This is a genomic window from Candidatus Methylacidiphilales bacterium (assembly GCA_033875315.1).
Classification (GTDB): domain Bacteria; phylum Verrucomicrobiota; class Verrucomicrobiia; order Methylacidiphilales; family CAZTYG01; genus JANRJG01.
Genome location: JANRJG010000004.1, coordinates 25,876 through 48,056, shown reverse-complemented (window position 1 = coordinate 48,056; position 22,181 = coordinate 25,876). Strand labels below are relative to the sequence as shown.

21 protein-coding genes are annotated in these 22,181 nt (G+C 60.2%); 11 read left to right on the top strand and 10 right to left on the bottom strand.

Annotated elements, in window-relative coordinates; genetic code table 11:
* Positions 1-56: 56 nt before the first annotated feature.
* The 8 genes from SFU85_01450 to SFU85_01415 all read left to right on the top strand — a co-directional run bounded on the left by SFU85_01450 (position 57) and on the right by SFU85_01415 (position 6,810).
* Entirely contained in the window at positions 57-764 is a 708-nt protein-coding gene (locus tag SFU85_01450; GenBank protein ID MDX6765435.1) for a nucleotidyltransferase family protein, read from the top strand.
* Positions 761-1,549, top strand: a complete 789-nt coding sequence (locus SFU85_01445) for a hypothetical protein (protein MDX6765434.1) — start codon at positions 761-763, stop codon at positions 1,547-1,549. The genes SFU85_01450 and SFU85_01445 overlap by 4 nt, the downstream gene beginning before the upstream one ends.
* A 138-nt stretch (positions 1,550-1,687) precedes the next feature.
* Complete coding sequence (locus SFU85_01440; GenBank protein MDX6765433.1) at positions 1,688-2,506, top strand: ABC transporter substrate-binding protein; 819 nt, start codon at positions 1,688-1,690, stop codon at positions 2,504-2,506.
* Entirely contained in the window at positions 2,503-3,516 is a 1,014-nt protein-coding gene (locus tag SFU85_01435) for an iron ABC transporter permease (GenBank protein ID MDX6765432.1), read from the top strand. The genes SFU85_01440 and SFU85_01435 overlap by 4 nt, the downstream gene beginning before the upstream one ends.
* A complete protein-coding gene (locus tag SFU85_01430; protein ID MDX6765431.1) occupies positions 3,513-4,298 on the top strand; it encodes an ABC transporter ATP-binding protein in 786 nt (261 codons plus the stop codon). Before SFU85_01435 ends, SFU85_01430 begins: the two co-directional genes overlap by 4 nt.
* Positions 4,299-4,320: 22 nt before the next feature.
* A complete protein-coding gene (locus tag SFU85_01425; protein ID MDX6765430.1) occupies positions 4,321-5,268 on the top strand; it encodes a bile acid:sodium symporter family protein in 948 nt (315 codons plus the stop codon).
* 15 nt (positions 5,269-5,283) lie between these two features.
* The gene (locus SFU85_01420; protein MDX6765429.1) at positions 5,284-5,463 is read left to right on the top strand and encodes a CPXCG motif-containing cysteine-rich protein; all 180 of its coding nucleotides are present in this window, start codon (positions 5,284-5,286) and stop codon (positions 5,461-5,463) included.
* 108 nt (positions 5,464-5,571) lie between these two features.
* Positions 5,572-6,810, top strand: a complete 1,239-nt coding sequence (locus SFU85_01415; protein MDX6765428.1) for an LL-diaminopimelate aminotransferase — start codon at positions 5,572-5,574, stop codon at positions 6,808-6,810.
* Positions 6,811-6,887: 77 nt separating this feature from the next.
* On the opposite strand, the gene SFU85_01410 is transcribed toward SFU85_01415, so the two are convergent.
* From SFU85_01410 to SFU85_01365, 10 genes are all read right to left on the bottom strand, one after another.
* On the bottom strand, positions 6,888-7,235 hold the full coding sequence (locus tag SFU85_01410; protein ID MDX6765427.1) for a DUF423 domain-containing protein: 348 nt from the start codon (positions 7,233-7,235) through the stop codon (positions 6,888-6,890).
* 34 nt (positions 7,236-7,269) lie between these two features.
* Positions 7,270-7,557: a hypothetical protein gene (locus SFU85_01405; protein MDX6765426.1), complete on the bottom strand. Its 288-nt coding sequence runs from the start codon at positions 7,555-7,557 to the stop codon at positions 7,270-7,272.
* 91 nt (positions 7,558-7,648) lie between these two features.
* On the bottom strand, positions 7,649-10,840 hold the full coding sequence (locus SFU85_01400; GenBank protein ID MDX6765425.1) for an SNF2-related protein: 3,192 nt from the start codon (positions 10,838-10,840) through the stop codon (positions 7,649-7,651).
* Positions 10,841-10,926: 86 nt separating this feature from the next.
* The gene (locus SFU85_01395) at positions 10,927-11,976 is read right to left on the bottom strand and encodes a hypothetical protein (protein MDX6765424.1); all 1,050 of its coding nucleotides are present in this window, start codon (positions 11,974-11,976) and stop codon (positions 10,927-10,929) included.
* Entirely contained in the window at positions 11,973-12,428 is a 456-nt protein-coding gene (locus SFU85_01390) for a biopolymer transporter ExbD (protein ID MDX6765423.1), read from the bottom strand. The genes SFU85_01395 and SFU85_01390 overlap by 4 nt, the downstream gene beginning before the upstream one ends.
* A 6-nt stretch (positions 12,429-12,434) precedes the next feature.
* The gene (locus tag SFU85_01385) at positions 12,435-12,857 is read right to left on the bottom strand and encodes a biopolymer transporter ExbD (GenBank protein ID MDX6765422.1); all 423 of its coding nucleotides are present in this window, start codon (positions 12,855-12,857) and stop codon (positions 12,435-12,437) included.
* A gap of 30 nt (positions 12,858-12,887) precedes the next feature.
* A complete protein-coding gene (locus tag SFU85_01380; protein ID MDX6765421.1) occupies positions 12,888-13,712 on the bottom strand; it encodes a MotA/TolQ/ExbB proton channel family protein in 825 nt (274 codons plus the stop codon).
* A complete protein-coding gene (locus SFU85_01375; GenBank protein ID MDX6765420.1) occupies positions 13,709-14,638 on the bottom strand; it encodes a hypothetical protein in 930 nt (309 codons plus the stop codon). Before SFU85_01375 ends, SFU85_01380 begins: the two co-directional genes overlap by 4 nt.
* Positions 14,635-17,391 carry a tetratricopeptide repeat protein gene (locus SFU85_01370; GenBank protein MDX6765419.1) on the bottom strand — a complete coding sequence of 919 codons (2,757 nt, stop codon included), beginning with the start codon at positions 17,389-17,391 and terminating at the stop codon, positions 14,635-14,637. Before SFU85_01370 ends, SFU85_01375 begins: the two co-directional genes overlap by 4 nt.
* Positions 17,392-17,525: 134 nt before the next feature.
* Entirely contained in the window at positions 17,526-19,400 is a 1,875-nt protein-coding gene (locus SFU85_01365; protein ID MDX6765418.1) for an acyl-CoA thioesterase, read from the bottom strand.
* A 142-nt stretch (positions 19,401-19,542) separates the two neighbouring features.
* On the opposite strand from SFU85_01365, the gene SFU85_01360 reads away from it, so the two are divergent.
* Genes SFU85_01360 through SFU85_01350 form a run of 3 tightly spaced genes read left to right on the top strand, consistent with a single transcriptional unit; the run spans position 19,543 to position 22,153 of the window.
* A complete protein-coding gene (locus SFU85_01360) occupies positions 19,543-20,562 on the top strand; it encodes an SPFH domain-containing protein (protein MDX6765417.1) in 1,020 nt (339 codons plus the stop codon).
* A 2-nt stretch (positions 20,563-20,564) separates the two neighbouring features.
* Positions 20,565-21,554: an SPFH domain-containing protein gene (locus SFU85_01355; protein MDX6765416.1), complete on the top strand. Its 990-nt coding sequence runs from the start codon at positions 20,565-20,567 to the stop codon at positions 21,552-21,554.
* A 44-nt stretch (positions 21,555-21,598) separates the two neighbouring features.
* A complete protein-coding gene (locus tag SFU85_01350; GenBank protein MDX6765415.1) occupies positions 21,599-22,153 on the top strand; it encodes a DUF2059 domain-containing protein in 555 nt (184 codons plus the stop codon).
* Positions 22,154-22,181 lie beyond the last annotated feature (28 nt).

The following is a 22,181-nucleotide window of genomic DNA, read 5'->3' as shown; positions in this document are numbered from 1 at the left end:
CACCATGGCGCAAGGAAGTTTGCTTTGCAAAACCATCGTGCATGGGTTGGATGGGAATGTTGAAACCACCCACCACCGCCTTTGTCCTCGGCGCCGGCCTCGGCACCCGCCTCCGCCCGTGGACCGCCGACTGCCCCAAACCGCTCCTGCCCCTGGGAGGCCGCCCGATGGTCACCCGGGCGTTCGATCATCTCATCGAGGCTGGAATCCGTCGCATCCTCGTCAACACCCACCACGCAGCCCAGCGCTGGCCGGAAGCCTTCCCCGATGCCACATACCGCGGCATTCCCCTCGTCTTCCGTCACGAACCCGTGCTCCTCGAAACCGGCGGCGGTATCAAGAACATCCAGGATCTGCTCGAACCCGATGAACCCCTCCTCATTTACAACGGCGACATCCTCACCGATTTGCCCCTGGCGAAGTTGATCGAACACCATGCCGCCCACCCGGCTGAATCCACCCTCGTCCTGCGCCAAAGTGGAGAACCCCGCAAGGTCTCCCTCGATACCGCAGGGAAGATCACGGATTTTCGCCGCACCGAACCCACACCCGGCGAGCGCCTTTGCCTGTTCACCGGCATTTACCTCATCGAACCCTCGCTGCTCGACCGCATCCCACCGGGAGAGATCGTCTCCATCATCCCGATCTGGCAGCAATGCATCCGCGACGGTCATCCACCCCGGGGTGTGGTCATCAACGAAGGCCGCTGGCACGACCTTGGCACGCCAGAAGAATACCAACTCATCAACCAATCCCTCTCATGAATCATCGCCTCCACTTGCTCCTGGGCTTGTGCCTGCTTCCCCTTTCTTTTGGCCTCCACGCGTTTGAGTTGAGTTCCGCCGAAGCCGACCGTGTCGGCCGCCTGCTCTGGCAGAATGAATGCGGCGGCACCATCGAGGGCCTCACTTCCTGGAACAAGGGGGAAACCTTCGCCTCCCTCGGCATCGGTCATTTCATCTGGTATCCACCCGGTCAGGATGGGCCCTTCGAGGAAAGCTTCCCCAAGCTGCTGGCCTTCGTCGCCCAGTCGGGGGCCAAAATCCCCCAGTGGGTGCTCGACACCCCGGATTGCCCCTGGATGACGCGCGAGGCCTTTGAAGCCGACAGACATTCCGAGAAAATGACCAGCCTGCGCATCTTCCTCAAGGATACCGTCGGCCTCCAGGCCCGCTTTGCCGCCCAACGTCTGAAAAACGCCCTCCCCTTGATGCTGGCCTCGCTTCCTGACAACGAACGCGCGTCCGTGGAGAAGCAGTTCAACCGCGTGGCCGCCCATCCCCATGGGGCCTATGTTTTGGTGGATTACGTCAATTTCAAAGGCGAAGGCGTGAAGCCGAGCGAAAGATATCAAGGGAAAGGATGGGGACTGTTGCAAGTCCTTCAGAACATGAAAGGCACTGAACCCGGACCTCCGGCCCTGGATGAATTCTCAGCGTCCGCCATTCATGTCCTCACCCAACGCGTCGCTCTCAGCCCCCCGGAGCGTGGTGAAAAACGTTGGCTGCCCGGTTGGACCAATCGCTGCCTGACCTATCGGGCCCCATGAGTGTGCTTTGATGATTGAACGCTACATTTTCTTGGAGAAACGGGCCCTATGCCACCGGGAGGCTCGGCGGAAAGGTTGTCCCCCCATGGGCCTAATTCCCGCGTTGAATCCCCATGACCGAACTTCTACCCTTCAAGGGTGCGACGTCTGTGCAGTTTATTCCTTTGCCCGCTGACTTGGCTCACCGTTCTCTGTCCACCGCCTTACGTCCACGGTTCTCCCGCCAGCCCCCGGCATATCGTCTCGATCAATCTGGTCTCCGACATCATCCTGCTCGATCTGGTTGAACCTGAACGAATCACCGCCCTCTCTTGGCTGGCCTCCGACCCGGATACCTCCCCGGTCGCCGAGAGAGCCAGGGCATTCCCCAAAACACGGGGACATGCCGAGGAAATTCTGCCCCTCAAACCCGACCTCGTTGTCGGCACCGCTTGGGGCCAGGATCGCACCTTGCAATTGATCGAACGCACTGGAATCCGCACCCACCGTGTGCTCCTGGCCCAACGTTACGCCGAAATCGAATCCGCCGTCCGCGATCTGGCCCGGGCCGTGGGCGAATCTGAAAAAGGAGAAGCCCTCATCGAGCGCATGAATGCCCGATTGGCCGCCCTGCGCGATCCGAATCTCCCTCCGCGCGGCACCGCCGTCTGGCTCGGCCAACAGGGTTTTCACCATGGCGATGACCACCTCATGCGCGAAATACTCCGTGATGCCGGATGGATTCCTTCCGGTTCGGGTTCCATTTCGCTGGAGTCGCTTGTCCTCCATCCCCCGGATGCGGTCATTGAAACCCGCTACCTCACCGACCGGCCCACGTTGGCATCGCGACTGCGCGATCATCCCGCGTTGCGTTCGCTTGCCGCGGAAATCCACGTGGTGCGGCTGGCCGACCTGCTTTCCGCCACTCATCTCATGCCATCCGTCTCGGAAAATCTCCGGCGGCAGACCAAGCCATGAATCCGCCCACCCATCACCACAACCGGACGCTCTTGCTGGGCCTGACAGGTCTTCTGGCCGGATTGGTGGTTCTTTCCATCGGAATCGGCGAAGTGTTTTTTCCCCCCTGGCGCTGGCCCGTCCTGCTTTCCGGCCCGGAAGCCGGGGCCTATCAATCCATTCTTTGGGAGATCCGCGCCCCCCGCACCGCACTGGCCCTGTTGGCCGGGGCCATGCTCGGATTGGCGGGAGCCGTGCTGCAGGGATATACGCGCAATCCCCTGGCCGATGCCGGCATCCTCGGCATCACTGGAGGAGCCACGCTGGCCGCGGTCCTCGCCATCTATTCCGGATTCACCCTCGCCTGGCCTTGGGGGCTTCCCGTGGCCGCGCTGGTGGGCGGCACCGTCACCACCCTGCTCGTGGTCTGGTTGGCGGGACGCGGGGGCGACGTGCAAACCCTCGTGCTCGCCGGGTCGGCCATCGCCGCGCTCACGGCAGCCCTGACCTCGCTGGCCCTCAACCTGGCCCCCAATCCTTATGCGGTGATGGAAATCGTTTTCTGGCTCCTCGGTTCGGTCAAAGACACCGGCTGGAACCAAATCACTCTGGCCGCCCCGTTCTGCGCCGTGGGTTTTTTCCTCCTGCTTGGCACACGGCGCGGGCTCCAGGCGCTGGCCTTGGGTGACGATACGGCGGCCACTCTCGGCATCGGTCTCGCCAATCTGCGTCTCCGTGTTATCCTCGGCACCGCCCTGGCGGTCGGGCCGGTTTGCGCCGCTGCGGGCAGCATCGCCTTTGTCGGACTCGTTGTGCCCCACCTCCTGCGGCCCTTCACCAAAAACGACCCCGGACGCCTCCTTTTTCCCTCAACGCTCGGCGGAGCCATTCTGGTTCTCGCTGCCGATATCGTCTCGCGGCTCATCCCCACCCCCTCCAACGTGGAGATCAAACTCGGGGTGTTGACCGCGCTCATCGGCGCACCTTTTTTCTTTGCCCTCATCTTCAAACTCAGGAAAACCCTGCCGTGAACACCGGATTTCAAACCACCGGACTCACCGTCCGCTTTGGAAAGCTGGCCGTACTCCATGAAGTCGATTTCCATCTGGCACCGGGAGGCCTCCACGGTTTGATCGGCCCCAACGGCGCGGGAAAAACCACCCTCCTCCGTGTTCTGGCCGGCTTGGTGCCGCCACAAGAGGGAAACCTGTCCCTCGATGGCACCGACTGGACCCGGATCGACCGCGCCACCCGCGCCCGCACCGCTGGCTACCTTCCGCAAAATGGCACCTGCCACTGGCCCCTCACGGTGGAACGCCTGGTCGAACTCGGCCGTATTCCCCATCAGGGTAGCTCCAGCGCCCTGCTTTCTCATGACCATGCGGCGGTGGAACGCGCCCTGGAGGAGACCGACACCCGGTCCCTGCGCACCCGCCCCGTGACCGAACTCTCGGGCGGTGAACGCGCCCGGGTTTTTCTCGCCCGGGTCCTCGCCGGTCAACCCCGGGTGCTCCTCATCGACGAACCCCTGGCCGGGCTCGACCTTTATCACCAATTACAGGTGATGGAGTTGCTCCGGGCGATCGCGACCGAGCCGGGTCGTCTCGTCACCGTGGTCATGCACGACCTCTCCCTGGCCCTGCGGTATTGCACCACCCTCACCCTTCTGGATGCCGGCAGGAGGCTTTGGACCGGGGCCCCGGAGGCACTTCTCCAGACCGACCTCCTGAACCGTGTCTTCCGGGTGGATTTGCAGGCCCTGGAGACCAGAGAGGGCTCGGCACTTGTTCCCATCCGGAGGCTATCCTGCTGAAGTGTTGTTTCCTGACGCAACCATGACGACCCGACTATTCACCCTGCTCGCCAATACCTTCCCCCTCTGGGTGACCACCGGTGGCATCCTGGCGCTGGTCCACCCGGAGTGGTTCCGGTGGTTTTCTGAATGGAAGCCCGCCGGGCAATCCCTCGTGGTCTGGGGCCTGGGCATCATCATGCTTGGCATGGGCATCACGCTCTCGGTGGAGGATTTCAAGCAGGTCGTGCGGATGCCCAAAAACATCGGCATCGGCGTGGCCGCCCAATACCTCATCATGCCGTTCCTGGGATGGGCTGTGGCCCACCTGATGCATCTTCCGGTCCCCTTCGCGGTGGGACTCATCCTGGTCGCCTGCTGTCCCGGAGGGACCGCCTCGAACGTGGTCACCTACCTCGCCCGTGCGAACGTCGCCCTCTCGGTGCTCATGACCATGTGCTCCACTTTTCTCGCCGTCATCCTGACGCCGCTGCTGACCCGAATGTTGGCCGGAACCTACGTGCCGGTGGATGCCGCCGGACTGTTCTGGTCAACGGTCCAAGTGGTCTTGTTGCCGCTGGTTCTGGGGCTGCTGTTGAATCATTTCACCCCCCGGGCGGTGCGCTGGGTCACGCCCGTCGCCCCCTTGGTGGCCGTGCTGACCATCACCCTGATTTGCGCCAGCATCATCGCTGCCAGCGCCGACGCCGTCAAAAGCTCCGGGCCCGCCCTGCTTCTTTCCGTATTTCTGCTCCACGCCGGCGGATTCGCCCTCGGCTACCTGTTCTCTCGAATCTTTGGTGGCCATGTCACCACCCACCGCACGATTTCCATCGAAGTGGGCATGCAGAATTCCGGACTGGGCGTGGTCCTGGCCCGTCAGCACTTCGCCGATCCGCTCACCGCGGTTCCCTGTGCCATTTCCAGTGTCTTCCACTCGGTCATTGGCAGCTTATTGGCCGGCATCTGGCGCTTCCGAACCCCCCGTTAAACCCGCCACTTCTCCATGCTCGTCGAAGCCTCTATCTCCTGCCCCCACTGCGGCGAATCGTGGACCATGGCCATCGATACCTCCCAGGGCAGTTACGACACCATCGATGACTGCTACGTCTGCTGTCGTCCGATGACCGTGCACGTCGAGTGCGAACCCGGTGAGGTCATTGATATCCACACCGAGGCGGCCTGAGTATTTGAACAGGAGGCAACAAAGATAACGAAGCAAGCCAGAGATCCGGGAAATACATTTTTTTCCACTTGGTTCCCTTTGTTAACTTCTGTTCAATCCTTCCCTTCTATGGCCCAGATCAACGCAAACTACCTCAAGCTCAAAGCCGGTTACCTTTTTCCTGAAATCGGACGGAGGGTGAAAGCCTTCACCGATGCCAACCCCGAAGCAACCAAGCGACTGATCCGCTGCGGCATTGGTGATGTCACGGAAGCGCTCCCCGAGGCCGCCCGCACCGCCATGAAACAGGCGGTCGATGAACTTGGCCACCGCTCGACCTTCCGCGGCTACGGACCCGAGCAGGGCTACGACTTCCTCCGCAAAGCCATCGCGGAAAACGAATACCGCGCCCGCGGCCTAGAGGTGGCTGACGACGAAATCTTCATCTCCGACGGATCGAAGTGCGACACCGGCAACATCCTGGATATCTTCGGCGACGGCAACACCATCGCCATCACCGACCCGGTTTATCCGGTCTATGTGGACACCAATGTCATGGCCGGGCACACCGGAGCAGCCGACGAAACCGGGGCCTACGCCGGACTGGTTTATTTGAAATGCGGCCCGGAGAACGGCTTTGTTCCGGAAGTTCCGAAAGAGAAGGTCGATCTGATCTACCTCTGTTATCCCAATAACCCGACCGGGGCCGTGGCCACGCGCAAGCAGCTGGAAACCTGGGTGGCCTACGCCCTCCAACACGGCAGCATCCTGCTCTACGACGCCGCCTACGGCGACTATATCCAGGACCCGGGGATTCCGCGCAGCATATATGAAATTCCCGGGGCCCGCGATTGTGCCCTCGAGTTCCGCAGCTTTTCCAAGAGTGGCGGCTTCACCGGAGTGCGTTGCGCCTGGACCGTCGTGCCCAAGAGCCTCCATGGGTCCACGCCCGAGGGAACGAAACACCCCATCCACCCGCTTTGGTCGCGTCGCCACACCACCAAGTTCAACGGCGTCAGTTATCCCGTGCAGCGTGCCGCCGAAGCCCTTTATTCGCCCGAGGGGAAAAAACAGGTCCACGACCTGATCCATCACTACATGGGCAACGCCAGGATTCTCCGCGAAGCGGCGGGCAGTGCCGGCCTCAAGGTTTACGGTGGTGAACATGCCCCTTACATCTGGGTGGCGGGTCCGAAGGGTGTCACCAGCTGGGAAATCTTCGACCGCGTCCTGAACGAGGCCCACGTGGTCATCACACCGGGCTCCGGGTTCGGCAGTGCCGGGGAAGGTTATTTCCGCATCTCGGCATTCAACAGCCGGGCCAACGCGGAAGAAGTTGCCCGCCGTCTGGTGGCGTTGAAGTGGTGAGTAGATTGAACAGAAGGTAACAAAGAAAACGAAGTAATTCAAATTGGGGAATTCAAACCCCCGGATGAGATGCTTGGTTAACTTCGTTGTCTTTTGTTGAACAGCAAACATCCCCATCCGGCGAGGAGGAGCAGGCCGCCAAGCGGGGTCACCGCCCCCAGCCAGGTTTGACCGGTCAGGCAAAGCACATAGAGCGTGCCGCTGAAAATCAGGATGCCCGCCGTGAAAAAACGGGATGCCCAAACCGCCTGCGGACGGGCCAGCGCGATGACCAGGATCACCACAACGTGAACCAAGTGGTAAAGAACGGCGGTTTCCCATGTTCCGAGCCGTTCCTGGGCTTCAAGCTGGTGCCTCAAACCATGGGCGCCGAAGGCCCCAAGGGCCACGGCCAGAAACCCCAAGACTGCGGCGATTCGGATCATAAAAAGCAACGTAGCACTTTCATTCCAGTCTGTCCTACGGAAGAAAACGCCTGAGCAGAAGCTCCCGTTCCTCCTGGAGCGTGCCAAGAAAAACCGCTTCACCGGCCCTCGCATACCAGTATCCAGCGTTACCATCGTCCCCCTCCACCCGGTGCAGGTAGGCATGGATGCGGTCGCCCTCTTTTGATCCCGCTTCTTGGCAGAGTTCATGGGCTTTGTGCCAATTCCCCTTCGCCTCCCACCAGAGGGCTTGGAGGGGAAAGTCCAATCCAGTGGGCGGTTGCCCGGAAGAGAGCGTGGCGCAAAACTCGTGAGGATTCATCGGCTTTTTTTCAACCTCCCGTTCCTGCAGTGACGTAATAAACCGTCTTTGAATCTTTGCAGAGACGAAGCGAGAACGGAGAGGAAACGCTCTACTCCAAGAGGCCCTGCAACTCTTCCCAGGTGAGATTGCGGATGAAGGCTTCCTCACTGACCAGGGTGTTGGCCACCAGGTCTTTCTTCTTCTGTTGGAGGTTGACGATCTTTTCCTCGACTGTGCCACGGGCGATGAGTTTGTAGGAATGTACGATGCGGTTCTGGCCGATGCGGTGGGCTCGGGCGGTGGCCTGGTCCTCGACCGCCGGATTCCACCACGGATCGAAGTGCACCACCATGTCGGCCCCGGTCAGGTTCATGCCGGTGCCCCCGGCCTTGAGGCTGATGAGGAAGACCGGGATGTTGTCGTTTTCCTGGAACTTCTTCACCTCGCTGCGACGGTCGATCGTGCTACCATCGAGGTAGCAGAATTTCAGTTCCTTCTGCTGCAAGGTGCGGGCGACCAGTTTGAGCATGCTGACAAACTGGCTGAAGACGAGGATGCGGTGGCCGCCGTCGATGGCCTGATTGAGAAGTTCGACGAAGTAGTCGATCTTGGCTGAAGGTTCCTTCCACTCGCGGGTTTCGTCGAACGGCAGCATCTCGAGGTGACAACATACCTGGCGAAGACGCATGAGGGCGGTGAGGATGGCCATGCGGCTCTGGTCGGGATTCTTCCTTCCGGAGAGGTCCAGGATGTTGCGGCGGCTGGCCTCGAGGATCGATTGGTAGACCTGTTTCTGTTCTTCCGTGAGTTCGCAGTAGGCGAGTTGTTCCAATTTGGCCGGGAGGTCCGAAGCAACCTCGGCCTTGGTCCGGCGCAGGATGAAGGGGCGGACTCGGCGCTTCAACCGTTCCTGGGCTGCGGTGTCGTTGTTGCGGGCAATGGGGATTTCGTAGCGGTTTTTGAAGTCCGTGGCCCCGCCCAGATACCCGGGCATGAGGAAGTCGAAAATGGACCAGAGATCGAGGAGGGAATTCTCGATCGGTGTGCCGGTGAGGACGAGTCGGTAACCCGCCTTGAGTTGCTTGACGCACTGGGCGTTCTGGCTGCTCTTGTTTTTGATGTGCTGGGCCTCGTCGAGGATGATGGTATCGAACTCGATGTTTTTGTGGTGTTCGATGTCGCGACGCACCAGCGCGTAGGAAGTGACGATGATGTCGTGGCCGGTAATCTTGTCGAAAAGGGCGGAGCGTTTGGCGCCATGGAGGGAAAGCACCTTGAGGTCGGGGGTGAAGCGCTGGGCCTCGTCTCGCCAATTGAAGACCAGGCTGGTCGGGCAGACGACGAGGAAGGGTCCTTTGGCCTGGCCGGAATCCTTGCGCATTTTGAGGTAGGCCAGCGTCTGGAGGGTTTTGCCCAGACCCATTTCATCGGCCAGAATCCCGCACATCCCGTTGGTTTCCAGATGATGGATCCAGTTGACCCCTGTTTGCTGGTAGGGGCGGACGAGTTCACGCAAATGATCGGCCAGCGGAACCTCGGTGAAATCCGTCAAGGCCTGCGGTGGCTTCCAAGCGGATCGTCCCGTCAGAGACCACCCGTTGACTTCCAAAGCCTCACCCAGGTAACGGGCGTAACGCTGGGCGATCTTCATCCCCTCGCCGTTCTGGTGCGCCTCGCAGTCGCGGATGACTTCCTGGAACTCGCGCACCGAATGGATGGGCACGAGGGCGATCCGACCGTTGTTCATCCGCTGGTGGCTGGCCCCCATCTGCAGAAGACGTTGGACGTCGGAATGGGTCAGGGATGAGGCCCCCTTGGCCTCCTTGAATTGGATATCGACCGCCAGCCATTCCTGCTGGGACGGATTGATGGTGATCTCGGGTTCGATGTGGTCGCACTTGTCCAGGAGCTGGCGCAGTCGCGGGGTGTATTCCAGTGCCCAGGAGCGCTGCCAACGGGGCAGGATGTTGGCCAGGAAATCTCCGACCCGGCTTTCCCCGGCCAAGGTGTACAACTCGGGATTGCGGGTGCCCGCGGCGAAGCCCGCCATCTGCACCTCCAGGCGTGCACGGTGTTCATGCTCGCGGTCGCGGATGAAATACTTCAGCGGATCGGCCGGGTCGGGCCGCCACTGGTCGATCTCCGAGGAAGACACGGGGCCATTGCCCTGAAGCACGTAGGTCTTGTCGCCGTAAACCGCCTCGACCTTACAACTTAATCCAGACAGCAAGCCGTCCAGCGTGGCCCGGATCTTGGGCACAATCTTGGTGAATTGGATTTCCTTGCAGCGTGGCGAGAGGACCAGGTCGGCCTGCCGCTCCAAATGCGGGATTTCGTACTGGAAGAAATGGGCCAACTGGGTCCGGGGTACGGTGACATCGCGCTGCCGGACACTGAGGTAGCTGACCGGCAGGCCGTTGACTTTCTCCAGCCGGTTCAGGTTGAGCCGCCACTGTCCGTGGGTCGATTGGAGGAAATCCCCGTCGGTTCCCGTCGGTTCCTCCAGATGGATGAGCAATTCGCCGTTTTCGAGCAGGTCGAGGTGCAACCGGGAGCGTTCCCCGGCGCGGGCGATCTCCAGGGGTTCTTTTTTACCGTGGAAGACACGGGGGTGGCCAACCAGGGCGGTGAGGAATTCGCCGAAATACTTGGACGAAAGCTGCCAAATGCCGGGGGTCCCCCCGTTGTTCAGTCGGCGGATCAGGTCAAGCACCTGTGCGTCGGCATCGGAAACGGCAAAGGGTTTGAGTTCATCCCCGCAATAATGTTCGAGGGGGTGCGGGTTTTGCCCCGGCTGGCTGCCCTGGCAGATGATCCTCATTTCGCCGGTATTCCAGGAATCGATGAGGCGGATGGGGAGCGTCAGATGCAATTGCAGGACCTGGGTGTCGTCGGCGACCTCGGAAAGCTGGATGTAGTGGAGGCGGGGGGCCACTTTTTCCGGTGCGCTGTGCCCATGGACCGAAGGGACGGAAATGCGGGTGGCGGGCTTGGGCGCCGCTGAGGACCCGTTGGCAGAGGGCGTGGACTCGATGTATTCCAGTCCGAGGGCGATGACGTGGGCGCAAACCGTGCCGTACTCGCGGGCTTGGCGGCAGGAACAGAGGTTTTCGACATCGGAGAGGCGGCGGCCGAGGTTGAGACGGGCATTGACCGTGCTGGTGCCGGTTTGCACGATCCCAACCAGCATGGGAGGCTCGTAGGAGACTTCCTTGACCTTGCCGCACTCCCAAAGGGCGCGGCCCTCTTTCATGGCACGCCAGCCACCGATCTCGACAAGCAACTCCTTCGAGATCTTCATGGGTTCCGTGGAAACGGACGACGGCATCGTGCCTATTACAGGTGATTTCTTCGAAGTGGCAAGCATGGAGAAAGGGGGCGCAGGGCTCAATCCCGTCCGATTTCCTTCAGGGTGCCGTCGGTTTTACGGACAATGGACCTCATTTCCTTCTTGTCCTCGGGTTTCATCTCGAAGCCGATGAAATTGATTTTGGTCTGGGTGCCGAGCTTGCGGTGCTTGTCGACCAATTCCTCCAGCTCCTTCCAAGGCACCTGCTCTGCATGGAGATCGGATTGGAAGCTGCCGTCGGAGATCAGAAAAATCATATCGGGTTTCATCGCCAGGACGCCATCGAGGATGAAGGCAATGCCGTTGTCCCCACCGGCCGCGGGAACGCGCGAACCCCTCACCGAACGGGGCAACATCCCGTCCGTGCGGAATTCCGTTTCCAGCCATTTTTTGGCCATGGCCTTTCCGGCATCGCTCGGTGGCTGCATTTCCGGGGCCATGGGTTGGTAGATCCGGCTGAACTGCACGAGGTTGAAGGTCGTGTTGATGGACAGGCCTTCGATGAGCCTGGTGGTCTCATCGCGGATGGCGGTGATGGGCACACCGGCTTTCTCGGCTTTGGTCTGCACACTCTTGGAAACGTCGAACATGATGACCACGCTGCGGGCCTGGCCTTTGATGCCAAAAAAACTGATCCCGGTGCCCAACCCATCGCCGCCCCCACCTCCCCCACCCCCTCCGGAACCGGTGCCGCTGCCACCAAAACCCGATCCCAGCCCGGCCGAGTCCGTGACCACGGCCGAAGGATCAAAATCCGTCACCTGGTCCATCGGAACTTTGGGAAGGTCCGGCAGGGCGAAGTCGGTTTCGCGCAGGCTGGCGATTTTCTCATCCATGGTCGGCCTGGGTGCCGCCCCCTCAAGTTCGGCGGAGGCCATGGCCGGGTCGATGATCTGCGGCGGGATGGCGATGACCCGTTTGGATTCAAAAACCGCCGGGGGAGGAGAGAAGTAACGGGCGATGACCCAGACCCCGGCTCCAACACCGATGACCGCATGAACCGCCAGACTCACCACCAGCACGCTGACCACGGTGCGGCGCAGGCGGGACTTCTGCCCGGGGGGCGTATCCAGGATGGGCGTGTTCAAAAGGTTTCCTCATCTTCGCCGCCGGTGGCGAAGCTGACCCCCTGGATGCCGGCAAAGGCACAGGCGTTCATGACATCGGCGATGCGCTGGTGGAGTACGGTGTCCTCGGCATCCAGGGTGATGAGCGCTTCCGACTTGTTGGCATCACAGGCTTCCTTGAACCGCTTGAGCGTGGCGACCAATTGCGGGAGTTCCCTGCTCTCGGGGCGGTCGATAGGCAGATCGTTGAGGATGATCTGGCCGTTGGCGCGGATTTCCACCCGTTGTTCGTCCGGGATGTCGAGGGCCTGCTCCTGGGCCACGGTGCCGGGCAGGGTCATGCTGAGATCGGCCTCGGGCTTCACCGGCTTGGAGGTGATGATGTAAAAGAAAAGGAGAAGGAAACAGACGTCGATCATCGGGGCGATCTGGAGTTCGACCTGTGGATGCTCGATTTTGCGCGGTGTGGCCATGGTGGATCAGTTCTTGTTGCTGGCGATGATGACCTCGACGGCCCCGCCTTCGGCGGCAGCCTGCATGATGTCCTTGATCTGGCGGGCCGGTGTTCTCGCATCGGCGCGGACGTAGATCTTCAGGGGCGGATAGTCGATCAGTCGCTGTTTGAGATAGGCCTTGAGCTGCTTCAGGTCCATCTGCTGGTCCCCGGCAAACATGCGGCCTTGTTCGTCGACATTGATGATATCACGGCCGCTGGTGTCCTTGGGAATGACGGCGGCCGAGGCCCGGGGGAGGTCGAGCGTCCTCATTTTCTGGCCCTGCATGAGTTTGCCGGTGAGCATGAAGAAGAACAGCAACAGCATGACCACATCGATCATGGGCGCGATCTGGAGACCGATCTCCTCGACGTGGGGACGCCTCATTTTGCGGCGGATTTCACTCATGGCTGTGGATGAACTGCGGGGTGAACGAGGTCAGGGACGGGGTATGGAGCCGGAGTGGCCACTGGGGTGTTGCAGGCTTTGTGCGGTGACCTCGCCGGTGAAAAGGTCGAGCAGAGTGGAAAGCGCCTTGTGCACATCAGCCATGACGCTCTGGGCCTGGCCGCGGAAGTAGAAGTAAAGGAACATCGAAGGGATGGCCAGAAGGAGACCGCCAGCGGTGGCAACCAGGGCCTCGCCAATACCCCCGGCCAGTTCGGTGGCCTCGGCCTTGCCCGCGGTCAGGGCGGAGAAGCTGCTGATCATCCCGATGACGGTGCCCAACAATCCGATCATCGGGGCCATGACGGCCAGGGTGTTGAGGTAATTGATCACCACCATCATCTTGGTCTCCTCACGGAAACATTCGTCGGCAATGGCATTTTCCATCGCGGTTTTGTTGAACATATCGCGTTCGAAGTTGGCCTTGACCAGCGCGGACTGGAGGGCATTGGAGAGGGGCCCGGGATGTTGCTGGCAGAGTTGGTGGGCCGCAGCCACATCACGCTGGCTCATCAGCTGGCTGAGGCTGGAGACGAGGGCGGGTGGCATCAATTTGGCTTTGCTGTAATTCAGGGCACAGAAACCGGACAAAGCCATCATCCCCACCGAACAAAGGGCGATGAGGTGCATGACCGGGCCTCCCTCGTGGTACAGGTCGAGGAGCGATTTGTCCTTCTGGCCGGCGGCGACCTTTTTGTTGATGTTTTCCTGGGTGGTCGGCTCCGGTTCTGCCGACAATTCAGACGGAGACAGGCAGGTAAAACCGGCCAGGGCCAGCAGGAGGATGAGGATGGGGAGGCGGATGGGGTGGTTCATGATTTTTTCTCGGCTGTGGGCTTGTTTTGCTTTTCCAGTTCCTTCTTCAATTGTTCCGCTTTGCCACGGAACTCGGGATCGGGAAAGTATCGCAGGATTTCATCGAGCGCCAACAGGGCGCGCTCGGGATGGCCGTCATGCGCCTCGATTTCCGCTGCACGGAAAAGTCCCTCGGCGCAACTGTTCACCAGATTGGATTGGAAGACCACCGGGAAGAGGAACCCATCGAGGGCCTCGTTGAGCAGGCGGGTGCGCTCCCGGCGCTTGTCCGCCATCAGTTCCCATTTCGGCCAATCTTTTTCCAATTCGAGCAGCTTGTTCCAGGACAATTGGGCCTGGAGGAAACGGGCCTTGATCCGGGCACCGGCAAGTGTCTGCTCGTCAACACCCGAGGCATCCTGGAGGCTTTCCGCCTCCTTGATGGCCTCGTCGATCTGTCCCGATGCGGCCATCGCGGTGAGGCGCAGGCGGGCGGCATCAGCCTTGCGGGCGGCATCCCAGTCTTCTTTTTCGACGAGACGGCAAAGCTCGACGGCCTCGGCGGCTGCCTTCTTGGTCTTTTTACCGAGCATCAGGCGGGCGCAACGCAGGGCCCAGGCCCCGGCATCGCTGTCGGCCAATGCGAGAAAAGCCCGGCGTTTGTCCCAGATAGCCGTGACTTCGGCCAAGCGGCCGGGATCGTCGGAAGCCAAGAGGATCTGTTGGCCGGCATCATTGGCAAACTGCACGCGTTCCACCTGGGCCAACGGGTAGGGAATTTCCGCCTCCCCGCCGCCAATGGTCATGCGGAGGGTGACGGATTTGCCATCGGTTCCCGTGATCAGCCCGGTGGATTTCTGGCCGTTTTTCAACAGGATTTCGTCCGCTTGCAGGGCAAACGGCAGAATACACAGGAATCCGAAAGCCAGCAGGATCGGACGTTTCATGCCCCACCCCCGCTCAGTTTGAGGCGTTCCTTGGCCTTGCTGTATTCGGGCGTCTGGCCCAGATGTTCCTGGGCGACGAATTCCTTGTACGTATTGACGGCTTCCGCCGACATGTTGAGCTTTTCAAAGGCCTGCCCGCTTTGCCAATAGGCCTTGGCCACATAATCGGACCACCGGCCGTACATCACGTAGATCCGCTGGAAATAGGGAATGGCCCGTTTGGGGTCGTTCTGCCGCATCCGGATCTCACCGATGCGATAGAGGGCGTCCACCCAGGGTTTTCCTTTGGCACCGGGAATCTGCAGGACTTTTTCCAAATCGTTGACCGCCTCATCGGATTTGCCCCGGGTTTCCAGCAGTCCCGCCCGGGCCTGGAGGACCTCGGCCAACAGCGGGGAACGGCCCGCTTCGCGCTCGAATTGGGCAAAGAGGTCTAGGGCCTTCTTTTCGTTGCCCTCCTGGATGGCCAGCAAACCGAGGCCGGCATAGGCCCGGTCCTTGAAGGCGCAGAGTGGATACCAACTGAGGATGGTCTGGTAGAAAAGCGCGGCATCCGATGTCTTGGCCGACTTGCGCAATTCGTCGGCCACATCGGCCAGAAGCAGCGGACTCAATTCCCGGGGCGGGACGGTGGCCGCAATCTTCAAGCGAAGTTTGGAGGCTTCCTCCGGGGATTCCTTCTCAAGCAGCGAGGCGCGAAGCCACCAGATGCGTGCTGCGAGGGTATTTTTCTTCTGTGCCAGGGCGTCCTCGGCCATGTCGGAAAGGCGGGCCAGCAGCGCGGTTTTTTGCTCCGGGGCGCGGTTCATCCGGCCCAGTGTCTTGAACATGGTCTCGACCGCCGGGGCTTCCGGGTCGTTCCCGTAGCGCTCCACCGCATCCCAGTAAATTTCTACCGCTTTGTCAGGTTTTTCCAGCCGACGGTAGACCCAGGCAAGCTGGGAAAGAGCTTCGCTCAGACGCGGACTTTGCGGCCGCTCCTTGGTGAATCGGATGAAAAGGGCCAGCATCTGGTCGTACTTCTCCTCGGCCTTGTAGGCCTGGGCGGTGCGGAAGATGCCATACTCCAATAGTTTGGAATCGCGGCCGCTCACTTTGGCGTAGGAAGCCAGGCCCCGGGAGATTTCGCCCAGTGCCAGATAACAATCACCCAGGAGGTTGCAGGCCTCGTCATAAGGCGTGCTGTCCGGATAGGATTTGAGAAAAGCCTCCAATTCCTTGTATGCCTCGGTGAAAAGTTTTTGGTTGAAGAGGGCCTGTGCGCGGCGGTAGGTGGCGTCGGCTTGGTTCGTGCCCTTGGGGAATTTCTTGAGGTATTCCGCAAAAACTTCCCGGCTCTTGGGGTAATCCTTGTTGAAATGGGTGGCCATGGCCTCCCAGTAAAGGGCCTGTTCGGCAAAGGGACTGCGTCGCTGCCGTTCCTGGACCCCGGCCAGATGGGCCGCCGCTTCGGTGTTCTTGTTCTGCAGCAACAGGGTGTAACCCGCGAGGAAATCGCAGCGCGCGGCCTCGGGGAAATCGGGGAATTGTTCGGCCACTTGGCGGAACGTTTGCCCGGCTTCGGCGTAAGAACGCATGCGCTGGAGTGATTCGGCTTTCAGGTAAAGGACCGCCGGCAGCTGCTTGTCCTTGGGGAACCGCTTGGCAAAGTCATCCGCCGCCGCCACTGCCTCGTCCCACCGTTCCATCCGGGTCAGGCAGATCATCATGGTGTAACCGGCCGGGGCCAGCAGCGGCCCTTCGGGCATCTTCGATACCATGTGATGAAGGGCCAGATAAGCCTCGCGCGGACGTTCAAGTTCGTAGAAGCAACGGGCGATGCGGAACTGCAGGGCGGTGTCGTAATCCGGGATTTTACCCAACTGGGCCAGGTCTTGTCCGACTTGGGCGGCAAGATCCTTGAGTTGCAGCAGTTCGTATGAACCCGCGGACTGGGGGTTGGCTGAAAGCTTGGTGATCTGCGACTGGAGATTTTCCAGGCGGCCGGACTGGCGAGCCGAGATGCGCGGTTTGGACCAAACCCGCTGGAGCACGCCGAGGGCGGGGCGGTACTTGTCCTCTTCCATGAGTCGGTTGCCCAGATCAAGGGCCAGCAGGTGGTAGGCGGCAATTTTCCAGGCAGCCTCATCCTCGGGGTGGATGGAAGGGAGGAATTGGGCCGCGGCATCAAATTGGCCGGACTGGATCAGGGCGTGGAGACGGATAACAGCTACTTGGTAGGCAATGGCCGGCTTCCATTCGGTTTGTTTGGCGAAGTACTCGGCTGTCTCTTTGAACTTGTCCTGCCGCAGCAGGGCCAACCCCATGCTGAAACGCGCATCTTCGGAGCGGTTGCTGTGCGGATAGGCCTTCAGGAATTGTTCGAAAGCCTCATAAGCTTTTTTTCCATCGTCGAGTTTCAGTGCGCCGACTCCCCTCCAAAAAGTAAAATCTTCGGCCCTGCTCCCCTGCGGAAATTCGCGGAGGTAGCGCTCCACCGTGGTCATGGCCTCCCCGAATTTGCCCAACTGGATCTGGCAAACCCCGGTCAGCCGCAGGACATTTTCGCGCTGGGTGGCGGCTTCAGGCGAATTGCCATAGTCGGCGAGGAATCGGGAAAAAGCCTGTTCTGCCTTGGTGAAATCACCGGCCTGGTAGGCGGCTGAGCCGGTCTGGAGAAGATCCGCGGCTGACTGGGCCTGGAGATGGCCCGGCGGAAGCAGCAAGGCGGCCACAAAGGGGATCACAATCAGGAGCGGCCGGAAACGCAACATCTCGGGAAAGGATCAGCAGTAAATGTGCCGAATAGATGACAGCCAGGTCACAAACCGGACAGTATGGCCAGGTCCAAAACGACACTTAATTTGTTGGTTAGCAATAGCTTAGAAAAACCGAGAAGGCATGCGGCTCAGATATACTTCATGAAGGCGGTATAAACTTCGGAGGGGATATCGATGAGGCTGTAGTCCTTGGACGAGACAAAGAGGAGACCCTGTTTGCCTTTGCCGAGAACATTGTTGGCAGAATCAAAGATCTGGTGTTCCAGTGTGCAGAACTTCCGGTTCGTCTCGGACACCCGGATCTTGACCGTGATGGTGTCGAACTCACGGGCTTCCCGGACAAACTTGTGCTCGAAAGACCGGGTCAGGATGAAGAATTTGGTCGTCTTGAGATCGAAGTCCGGCATGACGGTATTGAAGAACAGCTCGCGCGTTTTTCCTACGAACATGGCATACATGCCGAAGTAAACATTCCCGACGGAATTGGTGTCGGCGTAAGTGGCGATGGTCGAATACACGAACCATTTGCCCTCGAAATGGCCCCCCAGTGGATGGACATGGGAGGGCGGCGAAACATCGCTCCCGGTGACGGCGGTGGCGGTGCGGGTGATGGCCCGGATGGCTGGTATTTCCGAGGCCGCCGCCTCCAGGACTTCACCCGCGCGCTCGGTCACCACGCGGAGAAGATCGGTATTGAAAACCAACCACACCACGTAGCCAATGGGCATGATCGAGCCCAGGATGAGCAGGACATTTTCGCTGCGGAAGTACCCCATGGAAAAAATCACGACGGAGATACTGGCCATGGAAAACATGCGTATCTGGGGCAAGGGGTGTTGCGAATTGGGGACAAAGCAGCGGGCGATGGCCAGGCAGGCGTAGCCCACGAAGAACGAGGCATAGAACACCATGAAGTATTCCAATTCCAATTTCACGATGTAGGCGACCAGGGTCGCCAATCCGGCGAAGGCGAAACTGGGGATGGGAGAACCGACCACCTGCTTGGGCACGATGGAAAGGAGCATGTTCTGGCTTTTCTCGGCATTGTGACCCAGGAACCATTTCAGAGCGACGTAACCACTGTCGAGTGTGGTCAGGATGCAGATGCCGAGAAACCCGTAGTAGGCCAGAGGCAGCAGGTCGTTCCCCTTCTCGTAGAAATTGCAGAAGTACTGGGTCACGAGGTCGTGGGCATAGTAAAAACTGTCGAGTCCCTTGTGGGCTTCAAAGAGACCTGTGCCGTTGCGGATGACCCAGTAGGCCATGCAACCATGGAAGAGCAGCAGGAGGAAAAAAATCGATCCCCCAAAGAAATACCCCAGACGGATGGAAGTGCGCTCCCGGTGGATCTGGATGGCACGCTGCCAGTGCTGCAAATCTAACCAAGGGCCCACCAATAAACCCACGGTCACCGGAATGGCATATCCCCAGTAACGCTGGGCCAGCCACTCATCGCGGAAAGGTTCCACCCATTTGAGGTCGCGGGGGAGGAAGGGGTCCAGATGGAAAAGGATGGTGCCCACGCATACAATCAGGATCAACCCCTGCACCAGGTGGCTGTACTTGATTTTCTGGATACCGAATTCCTCACCAAAAAGGCATCCGGCAGCCAGAATGACGAGAACCACCAGACAAAGGTAGAGGCCGAAGAGCGGACCGGTCGCCAGTTCCAAGGGGACGAAAAGGTAACGCACCAGGGCAAAGACCGAGAGCGTGATGGCCAAAATTTGGTATAGATAGAAGATCAGCCGGAACGGCTTGGCGAATTTTTCGAAAAACAGTGAAAGCGATTCCTGCCCCCCGGGGTGGCGGTCGGCCACGATCTGGGTGAAAAAACCAAAAAGCATCAATCCCAAGGCATTGGGAACGGCAAAAGTGAGCAGCCCTTTCAGGCCGAACATGTAGGTCATCTGGACGCTGAAAAACAAACCCAGGCCCCACATCCAAGCCAGTGCGATGGAATTCCCCCAGATAAACGCATTCAGTCCTCGAGCTTTGATCACAGGAGAAGAGTGAACCATCACCACCCCCCGCGGGCAAGGTTTCTCTGCCATTCCCAGCGTTCCAGTTTCCTACACCAGAATGTCACGTCACCGCCCGGTTTTGGGATTGCCGGAAAGGCGGAGGCTGACCTAGCTTGTGGCCATGGGGGTTGACTGGCTTCTTGGGCTTCTGCTGGGTTTGATCGCCTACATCCTGGCCCGCTGCATCATCGGTGGCTTGTATACCGTCGAACAAAACGAGCGCGCCGTCGTCACCTCCTTCGGCAAGGCCGAACGCATCGGCACACTCACCACGCTCGACGACCCCCTCAGTGAAACGCTCCCTCCCGAGGACCGCGAACGCTACATCTATCCCCAGGTTGCGGTGGTCGGACCCGGCGGTCCCTACTTCAAATGGCCGTGGCAGAAAGTCCGCAAGGTTTCCGTGGCCATCGAGACCATCAGCATCGCCTTCGATCCCCAGAGCCCGATGGCCAATAATGGCGGCAGCGTTCTCGAAGCCGTGACCAAGGACCAGCTCAACATCGGTATCACCGGCCAGCTCCGCTTCTACATCAGCGAACGCAACCTCTACGCTTACCTCTTCGGGGTCAAAAACCCCGTCGCCCACATCATGGGCTATTTCGTTTCCATCCTCCGCGAGCGCATCGCCAACTTCGCCGCCAAACGGGCCGATGACCTGGTCAACCTCCCCCCGTCAGCCGACGGAACGCCCGTGGCCGACGACGGCATCCGCTTCGAAGGCATCTCGATCAACGACCTCCGGAAAAACCTCAACGATCTGAACCTGCGCATGGATTCGGAATGCGCCTCCTCGGCGGCCCGTTACGGCATCGTGCTGGAAGCCTCGCTCATCACCGGCATGGATCCCCCACCCCAGGTCGACTCCGCCCTGGCCGCGATCAACACCGCCAACAACGAGGTTTCGGCCGACATCAGTTCCGCCCAGGCCCAAGCCGACCAGCGCATCGTCGAGTCGAAGAAGGCCGTGGAGATCCAAACCATGAAGGCCCAGGCCGAGGTCGAGCCGTTGCGCTGGCTTTCCGAGCAATTGCGCCAGCTCAAGGCCAGCGGTTCCGATGCCATCCCGGGTTACCTGCGCAACGTGCGGCTCGACCTGTACCGCCAGGCCCGCCACATCATCCTCGACCTGAAGAAATAACCATGATCGCCCTCCCCATCGCGTTTGTGACCTTCATCGTCTGCTGGATTGCCGTGCCGATTTTCTTCGGCCTGCTGCGCCTCTTCGGCTTTTACACCACGGTCGACGAGATGCAGAGCAAGGTCTACGTGCTCTTCGGCAGTGTGGTCCTGATCCTCAACGAACCGGGCCTGCATTCGCCCTTCCTTCGCCTCGGTCCCAGGGCCCTGATCGTGAACCTTTTCGGCACGGTGCACAATGTCGACCACCGCCTCGACCAGGAATACCTGCGCAGCCAGCCGGTCAATTCCGAGGAAGGCACCCCCATGGGCATCGGGGTCTGGTACGAAATGCGCGTCGGCGAACCGGTCGATTTCCTCTTCCGCAACACCGACCCGCGCGGCTCCCTGCGTGCCAATGTGGCCAACGCCACCGTCCGCTGCCTTTCCAACATGCCACTGGAGTCCCTTCTCGAGAACCGCCACAAAATGAGCCGCGTCGTGCGCGGAGAAGTCTCACCCAAATCGGAGTCCTGGGGCTACCAGCTCGGCTCGATCTACATCCGCAAGGTCCACTTCCGCGATGCCAACATGATCCAGCAGATCGAGCAGAAAGTGGTCAACCGCCTGCGCCAGGTCACCTCGGCCATCCGCCAGGTCGGTGCCAACCAGGTGGCCGTGATCAAATCCACCGCCGAAAAAGAAGCCGCTTCGGAGTTTGCCCGCGCCGCCGCCATGCGGCCTTTCCTCGTCGGCAAAGCCCTCCAGGAAATTGGCCAGGACAAGGAAATTCTGGAAGCGGTCTTCGAAATCCTGGAAACGCAGAACATGCTCGCGGGCGATGTCGAACTCACCCTCATCCCCACCGGGCAGAAGGAACTGCTCTCCTCGCTCCTGGCTTCACAAAGCCAGAAATTCAACCAACCCCACGAAGCCCGACACGCGCAAGACCACAGTTACCACCCCCCGGATCTCCATCCCAATCCGCCCCCGTTTCCCGACACCCACACCTGACCGGCCCGGACGGGCTGGATGGTGGAACCGAACAACCCATCCCCATGAAAACCCACCCCGGTGCCCTTCCCCTCCTCTTTTTGTTGCTCGCCACCTCTACGTGCGGGTGGGCGGATGAAACCAGCCATCTGGCCGCCGCGCGCGAATTGCTCCAGGTGACCCGCGCCGAACAGCTCTTGACCCAATCCCTGGGTCCGGTCGAAGACACCCAGCGCAGACTGGTGCAAAAGCTCACCACTTCGCTGGATGTCGAAACCGCCCAGAGGGTGGCGGACGAAATCCTGAAGGCCACGAACGAAATCGTGATGAAGGACCTCAGTTGGACCGCCATGGAAGTCCCCTACGCCCGTGCCTACATGAATGCGTTCAGCGAGGAGGATCTCCGCGTCATGAGCCAGTTTTACAAAAGCCCGTTAGGCCAGAAGGTATTGGACAAAACACCCGGATTGATGACGGACATCATCACCTTGACAACAGCCAAGACGGAGCAAGTCCTCCCGCAAATGCGCCAAGCCGCCGAAAAGGCCGCCGAGCAGGCACAAAAGAAAAAATCACCCCCCGTCCAGGCACAGCCCCAAGAAGCCGTCCCGGCTGCTTGATCCCGAACAATTCCACTGCTTCCTTGCA